Origin of the sequence: Paracoccus sp. MC1854 (genome assembly GCF_014164635.1) — a bacterium.
In the GTDB taxonomy this organism is placed as follows: Bacteria; Pseudomonadota; Alphaproteobacteria; order Rhodobacterales; family Rhodobacteraceae; genus Paracoccus.
The window spans coordinates 116,167-133,245 of sequence record NZ_JACJFU010000003.1 but is presented as its reverse complement, the minus strand read 5'-3'; the positions used below and the strand labels follow the sequence as shown (position 1 = coordinate 133,245).

The following is a 17,079-nucleotide window of genomic DNA, read 5'->3' as shown; positions in this document are numbered from 1 at the left end:
GAAGCAGCCTTTTGCGTATTCGCAGCCCCTCGGGCCAAGGGGGGTGCCCAGTCAGGCACGATGGCAACCCCCGATTCCTTGCCCACCGAAGCGGCGATGGCATCCAGCGCGTCGAGTTCAGGCCATTCCCGAACCGTCAGGTCGGGACCGCGCAGATACCTGTCCACAAGCTGCCCGCCCCACTGGTTGCGGTCGCAGCGGATGAAGCGCGACTGTGCGATCGCCAGATGCGGGTCCTCCCCGGCGGCGTCCTGCGGGGTGATGAAGGCCAGCAGCTCGTTCCGCACCGTCAGCCAGCCGACCGTCTTGGGCAGGGCGAATTGCGGGCGCACGATGATCGCGGCGTCCAGCTCGCCCTCCAGCACGCGATGATAAAGGTCGGCCGAGGAGGCCGGCTGCACGAAATACCCAAGGGCGGGATAGCCCGCGCCGGGGTCCATGAGGATCGAGGGCAGCAATCCCGTCAGCGCAGTCGCGGTCCCCCCAGCCGCAATTGCCCGGTGGGCACGTCCTGCGCGGCAAGCGCGCGCAGGTCGCGCGTCCCTTCCACCAGCACGCGGGCGTGACCCAGGATCGCCAGCCCCTTGGCCGTGGGCTGGATGGTCCGGCCCGAGCGCATGACAAGGGGATGGCCGAGGTCCTGCTCCAACGCCAGCAGGCGCCGGGCTGGGGCGGCGGGGATGCGGTTCAGGCGCGGTGCCGCCTCGGCGATCGAACCGCAGTCGGCAACGGTAATGAAGGTTTCAGGAAACCTTGTGCCCATGAGTTTTCCTGTCACCTGAAGGCAGGAAAGCAAGTTTCCCTTGTCTCTGCCCGGCCGCTATACGTCACCCCGACACAGGCTTCCGGAGACCGCAGATGACCATCCAGGACAAGTTCCTCAGACTCGCGACCGACAACGCCCCCGGCCAGGAGGTGCGCCAGTCCCGCGGGGCGGACTTCCTGCGGGGCGAGCCGCTGGACGGCCCCGTTGTCGATTTCTCGCATGGCGATGTCGATGCCCACGCCCCCACCCCCGGCGCCTTTCAGGCCTTTGCGGCAGGCGTCGAGGAAGGCGGGGCGCAGGCCTATACCGAATATCGCGGCCGGTCGGACATCCGCGAGACGCTGGCCGCCAGGCTGGCGGATTTCACCGGCGCCCCGGTCGATGCGGCGGACGGGCTGATCATCACCCCCGGCACCCAAGGGGCGCTGTTCCTGGCGGTGGCCTCGACCGTGGCGCGGGGCGACAAGGTCGCCATCGTGCAGCCCGACTATTTCGCCAACCGCAAGCTGGTCGAGTTCTTCGAGGGCGAGATGGTGCCCGTCCGGATCGCCTGTTCGGGCGCGGCCGAACACGAGGCCGGGCTGAACCTCGACGAACTGGAAGCGGCCTTCAGGGACGGGGCAAAGCTGTTCCTGTTCTCGAACCCGAACAACCCGGCGGGCGTCGTCTATTCGGCCGAGGAAATCGACTGCATCGCCGCTCTTGCCGCCCGCTACGGCGCGACCGTGATCGTGGACCAGCTTTATTCGCGGCTGCTTTACCAAGGCGCAAGTTATACCCATCTGCGGGCGAACCGGGCGGCGGAAAACGTCGTGACCATCATGGGGCCGTCCAAGACGGAATCGCTCAGCGGCTACCGGCTGGGCGTGGCCTTCGGCCCGGCCGAGATCATCGCGCGGATGGAAAAGCTGCAGGCGATCGTCTCGTTGCGGGCGGCGGGCTACGCCCAGGCCGTGCTGCGGACCTGGTTCAACGAGCCCGAGGGCTGGATGGCCGACCGCATCCGCCGGCATCAGGCGATCCGCGACGACCTGGTGGCGCTGTTCCGGGACATCCCCGGCTGTTCGGTGCGGGTGCCGCAGGCGGGCAGCTACCTGTTCCCCGGCCTGCCCGCGCTGTCCATCCGGCCTGCCGAGTTCGTCAAGGCGCTGCGGCTGCATGGCAATGTGATCGTCACGCCCGGCACCGAGTTCAGCCCCCAAACGCCCGGCTCGGTCCGGCTGAACTTCTCGCAGGACCACGCGGCGGCCGTCTCCGCGGTCAAACGCATCGCCGCGCTCGTGGACCGGTATCGCGCGTGATCGCCGCGCCCGCCCACGGCGCCCCGGTCCCGCAGGGCGACTACGTCCCCGCCCGGCGCAGCGGCAAGCTGATCGTCACCGCGGGGATGACCCCGCGGATCGACGGCAGGCTGGCCCACCAAGGGCCGGTCCGCAGCGACACCACTGTTGAGGACCATCGCGAAGCCGTGGTCCTGGCCTGCAGCAACGCCCTGCGCGCGGCGCGAAGCCTGCTGCAGCCGGGCGAGGAACTGGATGCCATCCTGTCGATGACGGTCTATATCGCCGCGGAACCCGGCTTCACCGCCCATTCCCGGCTGGCCGACGCGGCCTCGGCCTTCCTGCGGCAAGAGCTTGGCGACGCGGGCATCTGCAGCCGCGCGGCGGTGGGCGTCGCCTCGCTGCCAGGCGGCGCCCCGGTCGAGATCCAGTTGATGGCGGCCGTCAGGTAGGCGGCCGGACCGGCTGGCCGTGAATCACGACCACCTGACCAGGAAGCGCATCGTGCGGGTTCTTTCCGGCCAGTCGCCCGCCCTTCCGGGCGTGCGCGGCCTGACCCTCGACAACCGGAAAGCACACTGACACCCAGGCCATGAAATCGCGGACCGCGGCGGTTTCCCTTCGGTGCAGGTTCCGGCTCATCCCGAGGACAAGCGGGGCCGGGACGCCCCCGCCCAGCAGCGCGGCCAGTCGCCCCTCGGCCACCGGCCGTTCCGCATAGCTGGGGCAGATCACCGTCACGCCCGCCCCCGCGGCGGCGAGTTCGACCGCCGACAGCGCGTTGTCCACGCGGATGGGCGGCAGCCGGGGGCGGCGCTCGCGGCGCATGCCCTGACACCACAGGTCCCACAGCGAATGCCGCCCTTGCACCTCGATCTGCGGCAGCTCATCCACGTCCGCCCTGCCCGCCTGCTGCGGCCCGCCGACCGGCACCAGCGAATTCCGCACAGAACCACTGTCCCGGACGGCAGACAGGCCGGGTCCATGATGCCGAAGCTCAGGTCGGCAAGCTCGCTGTTCGGATCGGTCCAGATCGAACTGTTCAACTGCAGGGCAATCCCGCGATGCTGCGCAAGGAAGCCGGGCAGGCGTGGGCCGAGCCACAGGTTCAGGAACGAGATCGGCCCGGAAACCGTCAACGCCTGGTGCAGACTGCGTCCGGTCAGGCCGCGCGTCGCCGCCTCGGCGATGTCCAGCGCCTGCATGATCCCCGGCAGGAACGCCTTTCCGGCGGAACTCAGTTCCAGCCTGCGCACCCGCTGGCTGATGGCGGCCTGAGTGCAGTTCAGCTCGTCCGCGGCGCGGGTGAAGCTGAGATGCCGGGCCGCCGCCGCGAAGGCCTGAAGCTGGACCAGATGGGGCAGTTCGCGTTTGGGCCTCTCTGCTGCAACTGGGCAGCCATAACGGAAACGGGGTCTGCGGGCAGTATCCGTTGCTTGAGACGCGCGTGCCCCCGCCGCCATCGGCCCGCAACGGGAAGGAGCGCCCGATGCCGTTTGCACTGCTCGGATATGGCCTGTCCTCGACGGACAGACCCTTTCGCGCCCTGCCGCCGACGCCGGATCTGAAACCGTCCTATGACGTGGTCATCATCGGCGGCGGCGGGCACAGGCTGGCCGCGGCCTGTTACCTGTCGAACCATCACGGCATCCGGTCGGTCGCGGTGCTGGAAAAGGTTTATCTCGCCGGCGGCAACACGGCACGGAACACCACGACGATCCGGTCGAACCACCTGACGCAGCCCTTGATCCGCTTCTGCAAGGAGGCCCTCGCGCTTCACGAGACCATGTCCTCGGACCTCGGCTTCAACGTCATGTTCTCGCAGCGCGGACAACTGACGCTGGCCCATTCCAAGGCAACGATGCGCAGCTTTCACCTGCCGGCCGAGATGGCCAGGCACGCCGGAATCCGCATCGAGGTCGTCGATCCGCAGACGGTGCGCGAGCTTCATGGTGGAAAGCGCGCTGCTGGGGTCCGGCCGCTGGGTCATGTCGCGGTCCTTCAAGTATCACCGCCCGCACGGCCCCCTGACCATGGCCGGGCAGGACGCCGACACGCTGGTCCAGATCGGGTCCGAGCCGAACGCGCCGGCCGACCGCGACCTGAACAGCGCGCTGGACCGCTTCGGCGGCTTCATGCCGGTGGGCTTCTACTACCGCAGCTTCTTCGGCCCTCGGAAGGCCGACTGGCTGTGCTACTGGGGACCGCTGATCCGCAAGTCGGCGGGCCTGGGCCGCATCGCCACCGCCCTGCCCCCGGCGGATTGCCGCAAGCAGAACCTTCATTGCGACGTCCTCGTGGTGGGCGCCGGTCCGGCCGCCATGGCGGCGGCGCGAACAGCCGCGCAGGCAGGGGTCGAGGTCGTTCTGGTCGATTCCGAGCCGGAAACCGGCGGCGCCCTGACCCAGGGCCGCCATGCGGGCGACCTGCTGCAGCGGCAGCGCGAGGCCCTGCGCGTCCTGCTGGGGGCGACCTGCAACGGCTGGTTCACGGACAACTTCATCCCCGTGCTGCAGGGCGACCTGCTTTCCCGCATCGGCCCGCGCAGGTGGTCATCGCGGCGGGCACGCAGGACCAACCCCTGGTCTTTCGCAACAACGACCTGCCCAACATCGTGATGGCCTCGGCCGTCCAGCGGCTGCTGCGGCATGACGGGGTCCCCCCCGGCAGCCGCGCGGTGATTTTCGCCGGAATACCGCACGGGGCGGCGGCCGCGCTGGATCTGGACGATGCCGGGGTTCCCGTCGCGGTCGTGGTGATCCCGCAAGCGGCCCGGCTGCCCGAGGCAATGGTTTCCGAACTGCGCGCCGAGGGCCTGCGCATCGTGGAGGGCGCGACGATCGCCGTGGCGCAGGGAACCCGCGGCAACCGCCGGGTGAAGTCGCTGCGCGTTGAATCCCCTGCCGGGCCTGAGTTGCTGGACTGCGACTTTGCCTTGATTGGCGCGGACACCACCCCCGGCTACCAGCTTCGGCGGCATGCCGGGGCGAAGCTGGGCTTTGATGAGGAAAGCCAGAGCTTTCCGCTGACGGGCCTTCCGGCGTCGATGCACCTTGCTGGCCGCAGCGTGGCGCAGATCGGGGTCACGACCTCGCGCCTGCCCTTCGGGCCGGAAAAGCTGGGGCTGCTGGCCGGTCCGCGGCAAAGCCATGACCGGCTGACGCCGATGGACGGCTGGCACCGCGCGGCAGGCGCGAAGATGATCCCGGCGGCCCTGTGGTGGCGGCCGCTTTGTTACGGCGACTCTGCCGGGGTGGTCGCCGACGGGGTCCGCCTCGTGCGCGAGGGCGGGGGGATGCTAGACGTCTCGACGCTGGGCAAGCTGGCGGTGCGCGGCCCCGACGCGGGCGCGTTCCTCGATCGCATCTACACCATGGCGCATGAAAACCAGCCGGTCGGGCGGGCCGCCCTGCTGAACGAGGCGTGACGGAGGACGGCGCAGAGGGTGCAGGCGGCCGCCGCCCGGGATAAAGGTGGCAGGTTGCTTCAAAAGCATCCTCGCAGGATCAGGCCCATGACGTCGCTCAAGCGCAACCTTCCGCCCCTGACCAGCATCGTCGCCTTTGAAGCCGCGGCCCGGCTGGGCAGCTTTTCCGAGGCCGCGCGCGAGCTGAACGTCACGCGCGAGGCCGTCAGCCGCCAGATCAGGGCGCTGGAAACCCATCTCGGTCTGTCGCTGTTCCAGCGCTACGCCAATGCGACCACCCTGCGCGACTGGAGCCGCCCGTATTTCGAGGCGGTCTCGGCCAGCCTCGAACGCCTTGCGCGGGCGTCGCAGATGATCGGCGGCACGCAGGAGGAGGGCGCGGGGGATGGGACCGGCGCGCCCGCCCCCGACGACGAGGCGGGGGCGGAACGGGCGCGCATCCTGGTCGTGGACGACATGCCCGCGAACATCCAGCGGCTGCACGACATCCTGCGCGGCCGCTATGACGTGATCGCCCATACCAGCGCCAGCGATGCGCTTGACTGGCTGGCGGCGGGCGGGCGCGCCGATCTGGCGATGCTGGACGTCCACATGCCCGAGATGGCGGGATACGCGCTCTGCCGGCGGATCAAGGCGGACCCCCAGCATTTGCGGATGCCGGTGATCTTCCTGACCAGCCTCGACGCGCCGCAGGACGAGACCGAAGGCTTCGCCGCCGGCGCCTGCGACTACATCGCGCGGGGCACCGCCCCGGCGGTGCTGCTCGTCGAACACCTTCTCGGGGGCGAAGGGGACATGCTCGAACACCATGCGCCCGGCTTACAGCTTGGACAGGTCCAGCACCGTGTCGATGCTGCCCAGCAGTTGCCGGGCGGCGCTGCGCATGTCCGACACATGGCGCTGCACCGCCGAGGGAAGCCGTTCGGCCAGCAGCAGTTCCGACAGGCCGGTGATCGCGTTCAGGGGCGTGCGCAATTCATGGCTCATGTTCGCGAGGAACGCCGATTTCGCGCGGGACGCCGCCAGCGCGTCGTTGCGGGCCAGCACCAGTTCGGCGGTGCGCTGCTCCACCTCTCCGCGCAGGTTGTCGCGGTAACGCTCCATTCTTGTCACGGTCAGGGTGAAGTCGCGGGCGAGGCTGGCGATCTCGTCGTCGCGTCCCTCGGACAGCAGCCCGGCCGCCCTGCCGGTCAGGCGGAAGCCCCCGCCCTCGCGCTGCGTCCGCGCCGCCCGGCTCAACGAATTCAGCGGGCGGATGACGAGGCTGCGGATCAGCACGAACAGGATGCCCGGGATCAGCAGCGCCTGCAGGACCGTGACCGCGACGACGCTGATCGCGCGGCGGCCCAGCTCGTCGTAAAGCCCGGCAAAGGACAGATCGACGTTCAGCCGGGCGATCGGCTCGGGCGAGCGCGGGGCCGAGAGATCGAATTCCAGCCGCCCCGACAGCCAGTCCCGCGGCACCAGCCGGCCCAGCGCCGACCGGGGTTCCGCGGCCAGGTCGGATTGCGCCGCGAGCGGGCCGATGTTGACCGTCCGCAGGTCGTTGGGCGCGAAGACGAGATCCCGCAGGGACAGGGAATGGACCAGCGGCGCCTTGGCCAGCCGGTCCAGCGTCGTCTGCGTGGCCACGAGGTCCAGGTCCCAGCAGGCGCTTTCCGGTTGCGGCAGCGCGGCGCGGAGCAGGCGTTCCGAGTTCTCGATCGCCGAGGCGAAGCTGCGGCGGAAATCGCCATAAGCGCTGATCCCGCCCAGTCCGATGCCTGATGCAACGCTGATGATGCTGGCCAGCGCGATCTTGCGCGCGATGCCGCCGCTGCTGCGCCGGGGCACGCTCATTCCGGCCGATGCCGCTGCAGGATGCGCTCAACACGGCCATCGTCCGTCATCTGCCGCAGGACCGTCCCCAGAAGCGCGGCTTTCCCGGCCCCGGCGGGATCGCGGCGGAAGGCGGCATAGCGCGGCTGTTGCGCAAGCGGGGTCGGCAGGATGCGCACCCGGTCCCGCACCCCCAGCCTGTCCGCCGCATGAACCAGGTTGGCCTCGCCGCCGAGGATCACGCTCGCGCGGCCGAGCAGCAGCTTGCGCAGGCTGGTCTCGTCGTCCATCGAGCCTTCGCGGATGAAGCCGCCCGCCTCGTCGAAGGCGGCGCCATAGGTGAAGCCGTTCACCGTTCCCACGACCTGCCCGGACAGCCCGCCAAGGCCGCCGATGTCCGCCAGCCCCGATCCGGCCGGGACCATGAAGACCAGCCGCGTCATCCGCATCGGCCCCGTCATGTGCCAGTGGCGGATGCGCCGGGGCGTCGGCGTCAACTGGAACAGCCCGTCCGCGGCGCCCGTCTCGAACGAGAGGATCGCGCGCTGCCAAGGCAGCGGCAGCATCCGCATCGTTATGCCCAGTTCGCGGGCCGCCTCGGTCAGGATGTCGATGTCGAGGCCGACCAACTCGCCGCCCTTCAGGTGGTTGTAGGGGGGGAAATGCTCCATCGCGATCATCGACCATTCGCGCGACGATGCCGCCGCGACATGCGGCGCGGCCAGTCCCGCCGCCGCAAGGCCCGCCGAGGCCAGCCCCGCCATGATCCAGCGCCGGGACAGGGCGGGCGGGGACGGTGCCCGACTCCACCCGCGAGGCGGCGGAATTGCTGGGGATGTCCCGGCTGATGACCTGCAACAACGTCGTCTTCCCGCTTGCGCTGCGCATCTCGATGCCGGCGCTGACCGCGAACCTGGTCAACCTCGTGAAAACCACGAACCAGGCCTATGCGATCGCGGTGCCGGAACTGCTTTATCAGTCCGTGTCGATCTGGAACGACTATCCGTTGGCGCAGAACCCGACGATGCTGCTGATGCTGGTCCTCTACCTGGGCCTGGTCGGCATCGTCTCGGCCGGCATGGGCACATGGGAACGCAGGATGAGGATTCCCGGCTATGGCGCGTAAGACCCCCGTTCCGATGGCGCCGGTCAGGGGCGCGCTGCCGGTGCTGCTGCCCTTCAGCCCCCACGGGCCGGCTTGGGACGATTTCTTCATGCTGCGCTGGATCGCCTCGATCCCCGCGGCCTGGCTGCTGGCGCTTGCCGCGCTGTTTCCCTTCGCGGTCATGGCGCAGTCCGGCCGCGACGCCGCCTCGGCCTTCGAGGCGGTGATCCGCTGGGCGCCCTTCCTGTTCACGCAGGGGTTCCTGTTCAACGTGCTGATCTCGGTCCTGGCGATGGCGCTGGGAACCGCGGTGGGGGGGGATGGCCGGACTGGGACTGATCTCGCGCAACCGCCTGCTGCGGAGCGTCGTGCAGGCCTATGTCACCTTCTTCCGCAACGTGCCGTGGCTGGTGCTGCTGTTCATCGTCCTGCTGGGCCTGCCCTTTCAGGTGCAGACGTTCGGCATGACGATCCCCCTGCCCGGCTGGATCAAGGTGGTGATCGGCCTCGCCCTGCCGGTGTCGGCCAACATCGCCGAGGTGGTGCGCGGCGCGGTCCAGTCGGTGCCAACCGCCCAGTGGGAGGGCGCGGAATCGCTGGGCTTCACCCGGCAGCAGACCATCTGGCAGATCATCCTGCCGCAATGCGTCAAGCGGATGCTGCCGCCGTGGATGAACTGGTATGCGACCATGGCCATGTCCACGCCGCTGGCCTCGCTGCTGGGCGTGAACGAGGTCATCAGCCTGACCCGTCAGGCGATGGAGGCCGGGGGCAACTATCCCGAGCTTCCGATGTCTTTCTACGGCTTCGCCCTGCTGCTTTTCCTGGCCTGCTGCTATCCGATCGCACGCCTGACGATGCGGCCGGAGCGGCGGTTCGCCGTCAAGACCTGAGAGGTTCCCGATGACGAACTGGACCAAGAGCCAGCCCATCGTCCGCATCCGCGACGTCCGCAAGTCCTTCGGCCAGGTCGAGGTGCTGCGCGGCATCAGCTTCGACGTGATGAAGGGCGAGGTGGTCTGCATCATCGGCCCCTCGGGGTCGGGCAAGTCCACCCTGATCCGCTGCATCAACGCGCTGAACGACATCCAGGGCGGCTCGATCCAGGTCGAGGGGCAGGAGGTGCATGACCCGAAACTCGACAAGCTGGCGCTGCGGCGCAAGGTCGGGATGGTGTTCCAGCAATACAACCTGTTCCCGCACAAGACCGCCCTGCAGAACGTGATGATGGCGCCGGTCAAGGTGCTGAAGGAGGACAAGGCCGAGGTCGAGGCCCGCGCCCGCGCCCTGCTGAAGAAGGTGCGGCTGGAAGGGAAAGAGGATCACTATCCCGGCGAGCTGTCCGGCGGCCAGCAGCAGCGGGTGGCCATCGCCCGGTCGCTTGCGATGCGGCCCGACGTGATGCTGTTCGACGAGGTGACGGCGGCGCTGGACCCGGAAACGGTCAAGGAGGTGCTGGTCACGATCAAGGACTTGGCCGCCGAGGGCATGACCTGCATCCTCGTCACCCACGAGATGGGCTTTGCCCGCGAGATCGCCGACCACATCTATTTCACCGACCGCGGCGTGATCGTCGAACACGGCCCGCCCGCCGAGTTCTTCACCAGCGCCAAGGACCCGCGGACGCGCGATTTTCTCAACCAGGTGCTCTGACGGGCGGGCGAGAGACCGCTTCCGCCGCCCGCCGCCTGCGGCCCGGGGGCGTGCCGTATCTGTCGGCAAAGCAGCGGGTGAAATGGGCGGCGCTGGAAAACCCGGTCATCACCGCAATCTCAAGCACCGGCAGCGCGGTCTGCTGCAGCAATTCATCCGCCTTGGCCAGCCGCAGATCGCGGTAGAAACCCGTCATCGTCTGCCCGAACCGGGCCGCGAACAGGCGTTGCAACTGCCGGGCGCTGGCGCCGGACAGCGTCGCGAGTTGCTCGGGCGCCAGCGGGTCGGCAAGGTGGCTGGCCATCAGTTCCACCGCCGCCTCAAGCGCCGGGTGGTGCAGGTCAAAACGCTGTCCCGCGCCGGGCTGCTGCGGCTCGTCGGCCGTGCGCAGGCGGGGGTGGATGAACCAATCGCTGACCTCACGGGCGAACGACGCCCCATGCTCGCGGGCGATCAGCGCCCCCATCATGTCCATAGCGCCCACCCCCCCCGCGCAGGTATAGCGGTCGCGGTCGATGACATAGAGGGCGCGTTCGATCAGCAGGTCGGGGCCGTATTCCTGCAGCGCGTCGATATGGGTCCAATGGACGGTGAAGCGCCGCCCCGCCATCAGCCCCGCCTTGGCCAGATGCGCCGAGCCGCCGGAAATCCCGCCCAGCCGCATCCCCTTCTGCGCCAGCCCGCGCAGCCCCCGCATCAGCGCGGGATCGTCGTGCAGCATCGGATTGCCGCCCGAGACGACCATCGCGAGGTCCAGCCCGGCGTCCGCGGCGTCGGCCAGCGGCTGCGTGTCGAAGCCCCCGCCCGAGGACGAGGCAGCAAAGCCACCAGCGACGGAATGGAACTGGAAATGGTAAAGCGACCGGCCCGCCAGGTGGTTGGCCGCCCGCAGCGGCTCGACCGCCGAGGCGACCGACATCAGCCCATGATCGGGCGTCAGGATGAAACCGATCCGCATGGCGCGCCAGTAACACGCGCGTCCGAGGTGGACAAGAATATGTCCGCACTGTGCAAGCCGCGCGCGCCGCGCCGCGCTACGAACCTCGCAGACCCTGCTGACTTAAGGATGATCCGACTTGCGCTATTCGGCTTACCGGGTTGTCAAAGAGGCGCTGAGCGGCCATCGCGGCTGGCGCCCTCTGTGGCGCAACCCCGACCCCCGGCCCGCCTATGACTATGTCGTCGTCGGCGGCGGCGGGCACGGGCTGGCAACCGCCTATTACCTCGCCACCACCTTCAGGCAGGCCCGCATCGCCCTGCTGGAAAAAAGCTGGCTGGGGTCCGGCAACATCGGCCGCAACACGACGATCATCCGTTCCAACTACCTGCTGCCGGGGAACGAGCCGTTCTACGAGTTCTCCATGAAGCTCTGGGAGAACATGGAGCAGCTTCTGAACTTCAACGCGATGGTCAGCCAGCGCGGCATCCTGAACCTGTTCCACAGCGACGGCCAGCGCGACGCTTACCGCAGGCGGGGCAATGCGATGCTGCTGGCTGGGGCGGATGCGGAGCTACTGGACCGCGACCAGGTGCGGCGGATGGCCCCCTTTCTGAATTTCGACAACGCCCGCTTCCCGATCAAGGGCGGCTTGCTGCAGCGCCGCGGCGGCACTGCGCGCCATGACGGCGTCGCCTGGGGCTACGCGCGCGGCGCGGACCTCGCCGGGGTGGACCTGATCCAGAACTGCGAGGTCACGGGCTTTCGCATCGAGGACGGCCGCGTGAAGGGCCTTGAGACCTCGCGCGGCTATATCAGGGCGGGCAAGGTCGGCGTGGCGGTCGCGGGATCGTCCAGCCGGGTCATGTCACAGGCCGGGATGCGGCTGCCGATCGAAAGCCATGTCCTGCAGGCTTTTGTTTCCGAGGGGCTGAAGCCGACCATTCCGGGGGTCATCACCTTCGGCGCCGGGCATTTCTACGTCAGCCAGTCCGACAAGGGCGGGCTGGTCTTCGGCGGCGACATCGACGGCTACAACTCCTACGCCCAGCGCGGCAACCTGCCGGTGATCGAGGACGTGGCCGAATCCGGCATGGCGCTGATGCCGATGATCGGGCGCGCAAGGCTGCTGCGGGTCTGGGGCGGGATCATGGACATGTCGATGGACGGCTCGCCCATCATCGACCGCACCCCGGTCGAGGGCCTCTACCTGAACGCAGGCTGGTGCTATGGCGGCTTCAAGGCGACGCCCGCCAGCGGCTATTGCTTCGCCCATCTGCTGGCGACCGACACACCCCATGACACCGCCAAGGCCTATCGGCTGGACCGCTTCGAGCGCGGCTACCTGATCGACGAAAAAGGCATGGGCGCCTCGCCCAATCTGCATTGAGAGCCTGACATGCTTATCCCCCACCCCCTTCTCGGCCCGCGCGACGCGCAGGAGTTCTTCTGCCTCGGCTCGGCCTCGCTGCTGGACCGCCCCGACGGCATGGCCGAGGGCGCGCAGCCCGCGTTCCACGATTACGTCTATCTGCGCGACAACCCGGCCGGCGTGCATCGCGAATTGTGGTTCCACGAACAGGGCGACCGCTCGTGGCTGGTCGTCACCCGCAACACCCTGACCCATGAGGTTCTGGGCGCCGAGCTTGCCCGTGACGTGGCACTGCGCGCGAAAGGGGGTGCGGCATGACCCGGCTATCCGGCGGGTTGATAGACCGCTCGCGCAGGCTGCGCTTCAGCTTCAACGGGAAGGACTTCACCGGCCATCCGGGCGACACGCTCGCCTCGGCGCTGATGGCGAACGGCGTCGGGCTGGTCGGCCGCAGCTTCAAGTATCACCGCCCGCGCGGCATCTTCACTGCCGGGTCCGAAGAACCGAACGCGCTGGTGGAGATCGGCAGCGGCGCGCGGTCCGAGCCGAACACCCGCGCCACCGTGGTGGAACTGTTCGACGGGCTTCAGGCGCGCAGCCAGAACCATGTCGGCTCGCTGAAACGCGACCTCTTGGCGGTGAACGACTGGTTCTCGCCCTTCTTCGCGGCGGGCTTCTATTACAAGACCTTCATGTGGCCGCAGAAGTTCTGGGAGAAGTTCTACGAACCCGCCATCCGCCGCGCGGCGGGGCTTGGGCGGCTGTCGGGCCAGCCCGACCCCGATGCCTATGACAAGGGCTTCCTGCATTGCGACCTGCTGGTGACCGGCGGCGGCGGGGCGGGGCTGGCCGCCGCGCTGACGGCGGCGCGGGCGGGCGCGCGGGTGATCCTTGCCGACGAGGACTTCCGGCTGGGCGGGCGGCTGCTGGCGGAAGCCCATCCGCTGAACGACGCCCCCGCGACGGACTGGATCGCCGCGGTCGAGGCCGAGCTTTCCAGCCTGCCGAATCTGCGGATCATGCGCCGCACCACGGTCTACGGCGTCTTCGATTCCGGCGTCTATGGCGCGCTCGAACGGGTGTCGGACCACCTTCCCGCGCCCGGCAAGCTGCGCCAGACGCTCTGGCGGATCACCGCCCGCCGCGCCGTTCTGGCCGCCGGCGCGACCGAGCGGCATATCCCCTTTGCCAACAACGACCGCCCCGGCGTGATGCTGGCGGGGGCGCTGCGGGCCTATGCCAACCGCTACGCCGCGGCCCCCGCCGACCGGGTGGCGATCTTCACCAACAACGACGACGGGCACCGGACGGCGCTGGACCTGCTGGGCAAGGGCATCAGCATCGCGGGCGTGATCGACCCGCGTGCCAATGCCACAGCGCAGGGCGACTATCCGCTGTTCGCGGGCGCCATGGTCACGGACAGCAAGGGCCGTCACGGCTTGCGCGCGGTTCAGGTCACGCGGAACGGGCGGGACGAATGGCTGGACTGCGGCGCGCTCGGCGTCTCGGGCGGGTGGAACCCGAACGTGCATCTGGCCTCGCACCACCGGGGCCGCCCGGTCTGGGACGAGGCGGCGCAAGCCTTCCTGCCGCCCCCCGACGGGCCGGAGGGGCTGGTCGCCGCTGGGGCCGCCGCCGGGCATGGCTCGACCGCCGCCGCGCTGCGGTCGGGGGCCGAGGCCGCGCGGGACGCGCTGGCGGATCTCGGCATCGACGCCCCCCTGCCCGGCCTGCCGCGGGCCGAGGATGCGGGCCTGAACCTGCATCCCCTGTGGCATGTCCCCGGCAAGGGCCGCGCCTGGGTGGATTTCCAGAACGACGTGACCGTCAAGGACATCGCGCTGTCGTATCTGGAAAACATGCGCTCGGTCGAGCATCTCAAGCGTTGGACCACGCTGGGCATGGCGACCGACCAGGGCAAGACCGCGAATGTCACCGCACTGGCGGTCATGGCGGAACTGACCGACCAGACCATCCCGCAGACCGGCACCACGGTCTTCCGCCCGCCCTATACGCCTGTCGCCCTGTCGGCGCTTGGCGGTGGCGACAACGGCGGGCATTTCAAGCCGCGTCGCCTGACGCCCACGCATGAATGGGCCGCCGCACAGGGCGCGGTCTTCGTCGAGGTCGGCCAGTGGATGCGGGCGCAATACTTCCCGCAGCCCGGTGAAAGCCACTGGCGCGAGACGGTGGACCGCGAGGTCCTGGCCACCCGCAAGGGCGTCGGCATCTGCGACGTGACGACGCTGGGCAAGGTCGATGTGCAGGGCGCCGATGCGGGCGAGTTCCTGAACCGCCTCTATGCCAATGCCATGGGCAGCCTGAAGGTCGGCATGGTCCGCTATGGGCTGATGCTGCGCGAGGACGGGATCGTCTGGGACGACGGCACCTGCGCCCGGCTGGCGGACAGGCATTACGTCGTCACCACGACCACGGCCAATGCGGGCACGATCTACCGCCACATGGAGTTCTGCCGCCAGTGCCTGTGGCCGGACCTGGACGTGCAACTGATCTCGACCACCGACGCCTGGGCGCAGATCGCTGTCGCCGGGCCGAATGCCCGCCGCCTGCTGGAACGTGTCGTGGACGGGTTCGACCTGTCGAACGCGGCCTTCCCCTTCATGGCCTGCGCCAACCTGACCGTCTGCGGCGGGCTGCGCGCGCGGCTGTTCCGCATCTCGTTCTCGGGCGAACTGGCCTACGAGATCGCGGTGCCCGCCCGCTACGGCAACGCGCTGATGGCGCGGCTGGTGGAAACCGGCGCGGACCTTGGCGCCACCCCCTACGGGACCGAGGCGCTTGGCGTCATGCGGATCGAAAAGGGCCATGCGGCGGGCAACGAGCTGAACGGTCAGACCACCGCGCAGATGCTGGGGCTGGGGCGGATGGTCTCCACGAAGAAGGACTCGATCGGCGCCGTCATGTCGCGCCGCGCGGGACTGGCCGACGATCGCCGCGTGCTGGTCGGGCTGGAAGCCGTCGATCCGGCCGAGCCGGTGGTCGCGGGCGCCCATCTGTTCGCCGAAGGGGCCGAGCAGAACACCGGGACCGATCAGGGCTGGATCACCTCGGGCGCGCACAGCCCGCATCTGGGCCACGCCATCGGCTTGGGCTTTCTTGAAAACGGCGCGGCGCGCATGGGCGAGGTGATCGTTGCGGCCAACCCGCTTCAGAACCAGACTGCGCGGGTCCGCGTCACCAGCCCCCATTTCATCGACCCTGAAGGAGAACGCCTCCGTGCCTGACCTTTCCCCTCTTTGCGCCACCGGCGGGTCCGCGCCGGCCGAGGCGCGCCATGGTGTCCTGAGCATCCGCGAGAACCCGGAACTGGCGCTTGCTTCGGTGGCGCGGCGGCAGGGCGCGCCCGAGCCTTCGCCCTTGGGTCTGAGCCTTCCCGGACCCGGCGGCTGGACCGCGGCCGGGGAAGTCTCGGCCTTCTGGACCGGGCCAGACCAGTGGATGATCGAGGGGCACGGGCTGGCGGACAGCGACTTCGCGGCCCGGGTCGCCGCCGATTGCCCGGATGCGTCCGTGACCGAGCAGACCGACGGCTTTGTCGCCTTCGAGATCCGCTCGTCCGCAGGCGAGCGGCCGATCACCGATCTGCTGGCCAAGCTCGTGAACCTCGATCCGCAGCGGCTTCAGCCCGGTTCCGCCGCCCGCACCGGGCTGGAGCATCTCGGCGTCTTTGTCATCCGCCGCGCCCCGGACCGGCTGGCGGTCATCGGCATGCGCTCGGCTGCCGGGTCGCTGTGGCACGCCCTGGAAACCGCGATCTCGCGGCAGGTCGAGGTGGCGGCATGACGGCGAAGATCATCGACGGCCGCGACTTTGCGCAGGGCATCCGCGAGAAGGTGGCGGCCCATGTCGCCCGGATCAACTCCGACCACGGCCTCACCCCCGGCCTCGCCGTGGTGCTGGTGGGCGAGGACCCCGCCTCGGCGGTCTATGTCAAAAACAAAGGCATCCAGACGCGCGAGGTCGGGATGGGCAGTTTCGAACATCGCCTGCCCGCCGACACCCCCGAGGCCGATCTGATCGCGCTGATCGACCGGCTGAACGCCGATGCGGCGGTTCACGGCATCCTTGTGCAACTGCCCCTGCCCGATCACCTTGATTCGGAAATGATCATCAACCGCCTTGACCCGGCCAAGGACGTCGATGGCTTCCACGTTCTGAACGTCGGCCTGCTGGGCACGGGGCAGAAGTCGATGGTGCCCTGCACGCCTCTGGGTTGCCTGATGATGCTGCGCGATCTGCATGGCAGCCTGTCGGGGCTGAACGCCGTTGTCGTCGGCCGGTCGAACATCGTCGGCAAGCCGATGGCGCAACTGCTGCTTGGCGACAGTTGCACCGTGACCATCGCCCACAGCCGCACCCGCGATCTGCCCGAGGTTTGCCGCCGCGCCGATATCCTGGTCGCCGCCGTGGGCCGCCCCGGAATGATCCGGGGCGACTGGGTCAAGCCGGGGGCAACCGTCATCGACGTCGGCATCAACCGGGTCGAGCGGGACGGAAAGGCCCGCCTTGTCGGCGACGTCGATTTCGACGAAGCGGTGCAGGTCGCCGGTGCGATCACCCCGGTTCCCGGCGGCGTCGGCCCGATGACCATCGCCTGCCTGCTGGCCAACACCCTGACGGCCTGCTGCCGCGCCAACGGGCTTGCCGAACCGCAAGGCCTTACCGCCTGATCCTTCCCCCGAACCCCCCGGAGGCTTGAG

18 protein-coding genes and 4 pseudogenes are annotated in these 17,079 nt (G+C 69.2%); 15 read left to right on the top strand and 7 right to left on the bottom strand.

The features are described from left to right. Nucleotides 1–86: 86 nt before the first annotated feature. A pseudogene (locus H5395_RS18775) lies at nt 87–440 on the bottom strand (LysR substrate-binding domain-containing protein); the annotation flags it as partial. 23 nt (nt 441–463) lie between these two features. Beyond that, nucleotides 464–763, bottom strand: coding sequence for a LysR family transcriptional regulator (locus H5395_RS18770; RefSeq protein WP_234450890.1), 300 nt, complete (start codon nt 761–763; stop codon nt 464–466). A 95-nt stretch (nt 764–858) separates the two neighbouring features. Here H5395_RS18770 and H5395_RS03955 point away from each other — a divergent pair, with 95 nt between their 5' ends. Both H5395_RS03955 and H5395_RS03950 read left to right on the top strand, forming a co-directional pair. Further along, nucleotides 859–2,067 (top strand): pyridoxal phosphate-dependent aminotransferase, encoded by a 1,209-nt coding sequence (locus H5395_RS03955; protein WP_182791224.1) that lies wholly within the window; start codon nt 859–861, stop codon nt 2,065–2,067. After that, nucleotides 2,064–2,498 carry a RidA family protein gene (locus tag H5395_RS03950; protein WP_370576365.1) on the top strand — a complete coding sequence of 145 codons (435 nt, stop codon included), beginning with the start codon at nt 2,064–2,066 and terminating at the stop codon, nt 2,496–2,498. Before H5395_RS03955 ends, H5395_RS03950 begins: the two co-directional genes overlap by 4 nt. Here H5395_RS03950 and H5395_RS03945 read toward each other — a convergent pair. Continuing rightward, entirely contained in the window at nt 2,491–2,994 is a 504-nt protein-coding gene (locus tag H5395_RS03945) for a LysR substrate-binding domain-containing protein (protein WP_234450892.1), read from the bottom strand. The genes H5395_RS03950 and H5395_RS03945 overlap by 8 nt on opposite strands. Before the next feature lie 36 nt (nt 2,995–3,030). Between H5395_RS03945 and H5395_RS03940 the strand changes: the two genes are divergently transcribed. Further along, nucleotides 3,031–3,324 (top strand): hypothetical protein, encoded by a 294-nt coding sequence (locus H5395_RS03940; RefSeq protein ID WP_182791346.1) that lies wholly within the window; start codon nt 3,031–3,033, stop codon nt 3,322–3,324. Between the two features lie 14 nt (nt 3,325–3,338). On the opposite strand, the pseudogene H5395_RS19325 reads toward H5395_RS03940, so the two are convergent. Continuing rightward, nucleotides 3,339–3,509: pseudogene (locus H5395_RS19325) on the bottom strand (LysR family transcriptional regulator); the annotation flags it as partial. A 26-nt stretch (nt 3,510–3,535) separates the two neighbouring features. On the opposite strand from H5395_RS19325, the pseudogene H5395_RS03930 reads away from it, so the two are divergent. From H5395_RS03930 to H5395_RS19400, 4 genes and pseudogenes are all read left to right on the top strand, one after another. Next, nucleotides 3,536–3,943 (top strand): annotated as a pseudogene (locus tag H5395_RS03930) (FAD-dependent oxidoreductase); the annotation flags it as partial. 52 nt (nt 3,944–3,995) lie between these two features. Beyond that, nucleotides 3,996–4,664 (top strand): FAD-dependent oxidoreductase, encoded by a 669-nt coding sequence (locus H5395_RS03925; RefSeq protein ID WP_182791222.1) that lies wholly within the window; start codon nt 3,996–3,998, stop codon nt 4,662–4,664. Continuing rightward, complete coding sequence (locus tag H5395_RS19405; protein ID WP_370576376.1) at nt 4,595–5,473, top strand: hypothetical protein; 879 nt, start codon at nt 4,595–4,597, stop codon at nt 5,471–5,473. The genes H5395_RS03925 and H5395_RS19405 overlap by 70 nt, the downstream gene beginning before the upstream one ends. Before the next feature lie 87 nt (nt 5,474–5,560). Beyond that, nucleotides 5,561–6,175, top strand: a pseudogene (locus H5395_RS19400) (LysR family transcriptional regulator); the annotation flags it as partial. 117 nt (nt 6,176–6,292) lie between these two features. On the opposite strand, the gene H5395_RS03905 reads toward H5395_RS19400, so the two are convergent. Next, nucleotides 6,293–7,312, bottom strand: coding sequence for a histidine kinase dimerization/phospho-acceptor domain-containing protein (locus tag H5395_RS03905; RefSeq protein WP_182791221.1), 1,020 nt, complete (start codon nt 7,310–7,312; stop codon nt 6,293–6,295). Then, nucleotides 7,309–8,055 (bottom strand): ABC transporter substrate-binding protein, encoded by a 747-nt coding sequence (locus H5395_RS03900; RefSeq protein ID WP_182791220.1) that lies wholly within the window; start codon nt 8,053–8,055, stop codon nt 7,309–7,311. The genes H5395_RS03905 and H5395_RS03900 overlap by 4 nt, the downstream gene beginning before the upstream one ends. Nucleotides 8,056–8,087: 32 nt before the next feature. Between H5395_RS03900 and H5395_RS03895 the strand changes: the two genes are divergently transcribed. The 3 genes from H5395_RS03895 (at nt 8,088) to H5395_RS03885 (ending at nt 10,049) form a co-directional block, all read left to right on the top strand. Further along, complete coding sequence (locus tag H5395_RS03895) at nt 8,088–8,417, top strand: ABC transporter permease subunit (RefSeq protein WP_370576364.1); 330 nt, start codon at nt 8,088–8,090, stop codon at nt 8,415–8,417. A 299-nt stretch (nt 8,418–8,716) separates the two neighbouring features. Next, the gene (locus H5395_RS03890) at nt 8,717–9,289 is read left to right on the top strand and encodes an amino acid ABC transporter permease (protein ID WP_255440506.1); all 573 of its coding nucleotides are present in this window, start codon (nt 8,717–8,719) and stop codon (nt 9,287–9,289) included. Between the two features lie 10 nt (nt 9,290–9,299). Beyond that, entirely contained in the window at nt 9,300–10,049 is a 750-nt protein-coding gene (locus H5395_RS03885; protein WP_220494797.1) for an amino acid ABC transporter ATP-binding protein, read from the top strand. On the opposite strand, the gene H5395_RS03880 is transcribed toward H5395_RS03885, so the two are convergent. Then, on the bottom strand, nt 10,033–11,007 hold the full coding sequence (locus H5395_RS03880) for a GlxA family transcriptional regulator (RefSeq protein ID WP_182791219.1): 975 nt from the start codon (nt 11,005–11,007) through the stop codon (nt 10,033–10,035). The genes H5395_RS03885 and H5395_RS03880 overlap by 17 nt on opposite strands. Nucleotides 11,008–11,125: 118 nt before the next feature. Here H5395_RS03880 and H5395_RS03875 point away from each other — a divergent pair, with 118 nt between their 5' ends. The 5 genes from H5395_RS03875 to folD are packed head-to-tail and all read left to right on the top strand — an operon-like array spanning nt 11,126 to nt 17,049. Further along, nucleotides 11,126–12,376 (top strand): sarcosine oxidase subunit beta family protein, encoded by a 1,251-nt coding sequence (locus H5395_RS03875; RefSeq protein ID WP_182791218.1) that lies wholly within the window; start codon nt 11,126–11,128, stop codon nt 12,374–12,376. A gap of 9 nt (nt 12,377–12,385) precedes the next feature. Beyond that, nucleotides 12,386–12,676: a sarcosine oxidase subunit delta gene (locus tag H5395_RS03870; protein ID WP_182791217.1), complete on the top strand. Its 291-nt coding sequence runs from the start codon at nt 12,386–12,388 to the stop codon at nt 12,674–12,676. Continuing rightward, nucleotides 12,673–15,603, top strand: coding sequence for a sarcosine oxidase subunit alpha family protein (locus H5395_RS03865; RefSeq protein ID WP_182791216.1), 2,931 nt, complete (start codon nt 12,673–12,675; stop codon nt 15,601–15,603). Before H5395_RS03870 ends, H5395_RS03865 begins: the two co-directional genes overlap by 4 nt. Beyond that, on the top strand, nt 15,596–16,162 hold the full coding sequence (locus tag H5395_RS03860; RefSeq protein WP_182791215.1) for a sarcosine oxidase subunit gamma: 567 nt from the start codon (nt 15,596–15,598) through the stop codon (nt 16,160–16,162). The genes H5395_RS03865 and H5395_RS03860 overlap by 8 nt, the downstream gene beginning before the upstream one ends. Further along, nucleotides 16,159–17,049: a bifunctional methylenetetrahydrofolate dehydrogenase/methenyltetrahydrofolate cyclohydrolase FolD gene (folD, locus tag H5395_RS03855; RefSeq protein ID WP_182791214.1), complete on the top strand. Its 891-nt coding sequence runs from the start codon at nt 16,159–16,161 to the stop codon at nt 17,047–17,049. The genes H5395_RS03860 and folD overlap by 4 nt, the downstream gene beginning before the upstream one ends. Nucleotides 17,050–17,079: the final 30 nt, after the last annotated feature.

Bases quoted from the DNA above. Each gene is read 5' to 3' on its own strand.
- H5395_RS03865 (WP_182791216.1), top strand. From the start codon at position 12,673: ATGACCCGGCTATCCGGCGGGTTGATAGACCGCTCGCGCAGGCTGCGC.
- H5395_RS03940 (WP_182791346.1), top strand. From the start codon at position 3,031: ATGATGCCGAAGCTCAGGTCGGCAAGCTCGCTGTTCGGATCGGTCCAG.
- H5395_RS03955 (WP_182791224.1), top strand. From the start codon at position 859: ATGACCATCCAGGACAAGTTCCTCAGACTCGCGACCGACAACGCCCCC.
- H5395_RS03870 (WP_182791217.1), top strand. From the start codon at position 12,386: ATGCTTATCCCCCACCCCCTTCTCGGCCCGCGCGACGCGCAGGAGTTC.
- H5395_RS03925 (WP_182791222.1), top strand. From the start codon at position 3,996: ATGGTGGAAAGCGCGCTGCTGGGGTCCGGCCGCTGGGTCATGTCGCGG.
- H5395_RS03880 (WP_182791219.1), bottom strand. From the start codon at position 11,007: ATGCGGATCGGTTTCATCCTGACGCCCGATCATGGGCTGATGTCGGTC.
- H5395_RS03905 (WP_182791221.1), bottom strand. From the start codon at position 7,312: ATGAGCGTGCCCCGGCGCAGCAGCGGCGGCATCGCGCGCAAGATCGCG.
- folD (WP_182791214.1), top strand. From the start codon at position 16,159: ATGACGGCGAAGATCATCGACGGCCGCGACTTTGCGCAGGGCATCCGC.
- H5395_RS03890 (WP_255440506.1), top strand. From the start codon at position 8,717: ATGGCCGGACTGGGACTGATCTCGCGCAACCGCCTGCTGCGGAGCGTC.
- H5395_RS03885 (WP_220494797.1), top strand. From the start codon at position 9,300: ATGACGAACTGGACCAAGAGCCAGCCCATCGTCCGCATCCGCGACGTC.
- H5395_RS03900 (WP_182791220.1), bottom strand. From the start codon at position 8,055: ATGGCGGGGCTGGCCTCGGCGGGCCTTGCGGCGGCGGGACTGGCCGCG.
- H5395_RS18770 (WP_234450890.1), bottom strand. From the start codon at position 763: ATGGGCACAAGGTTTCCTGAAACCTTCATTACCGTTGCCGACTGCGGT.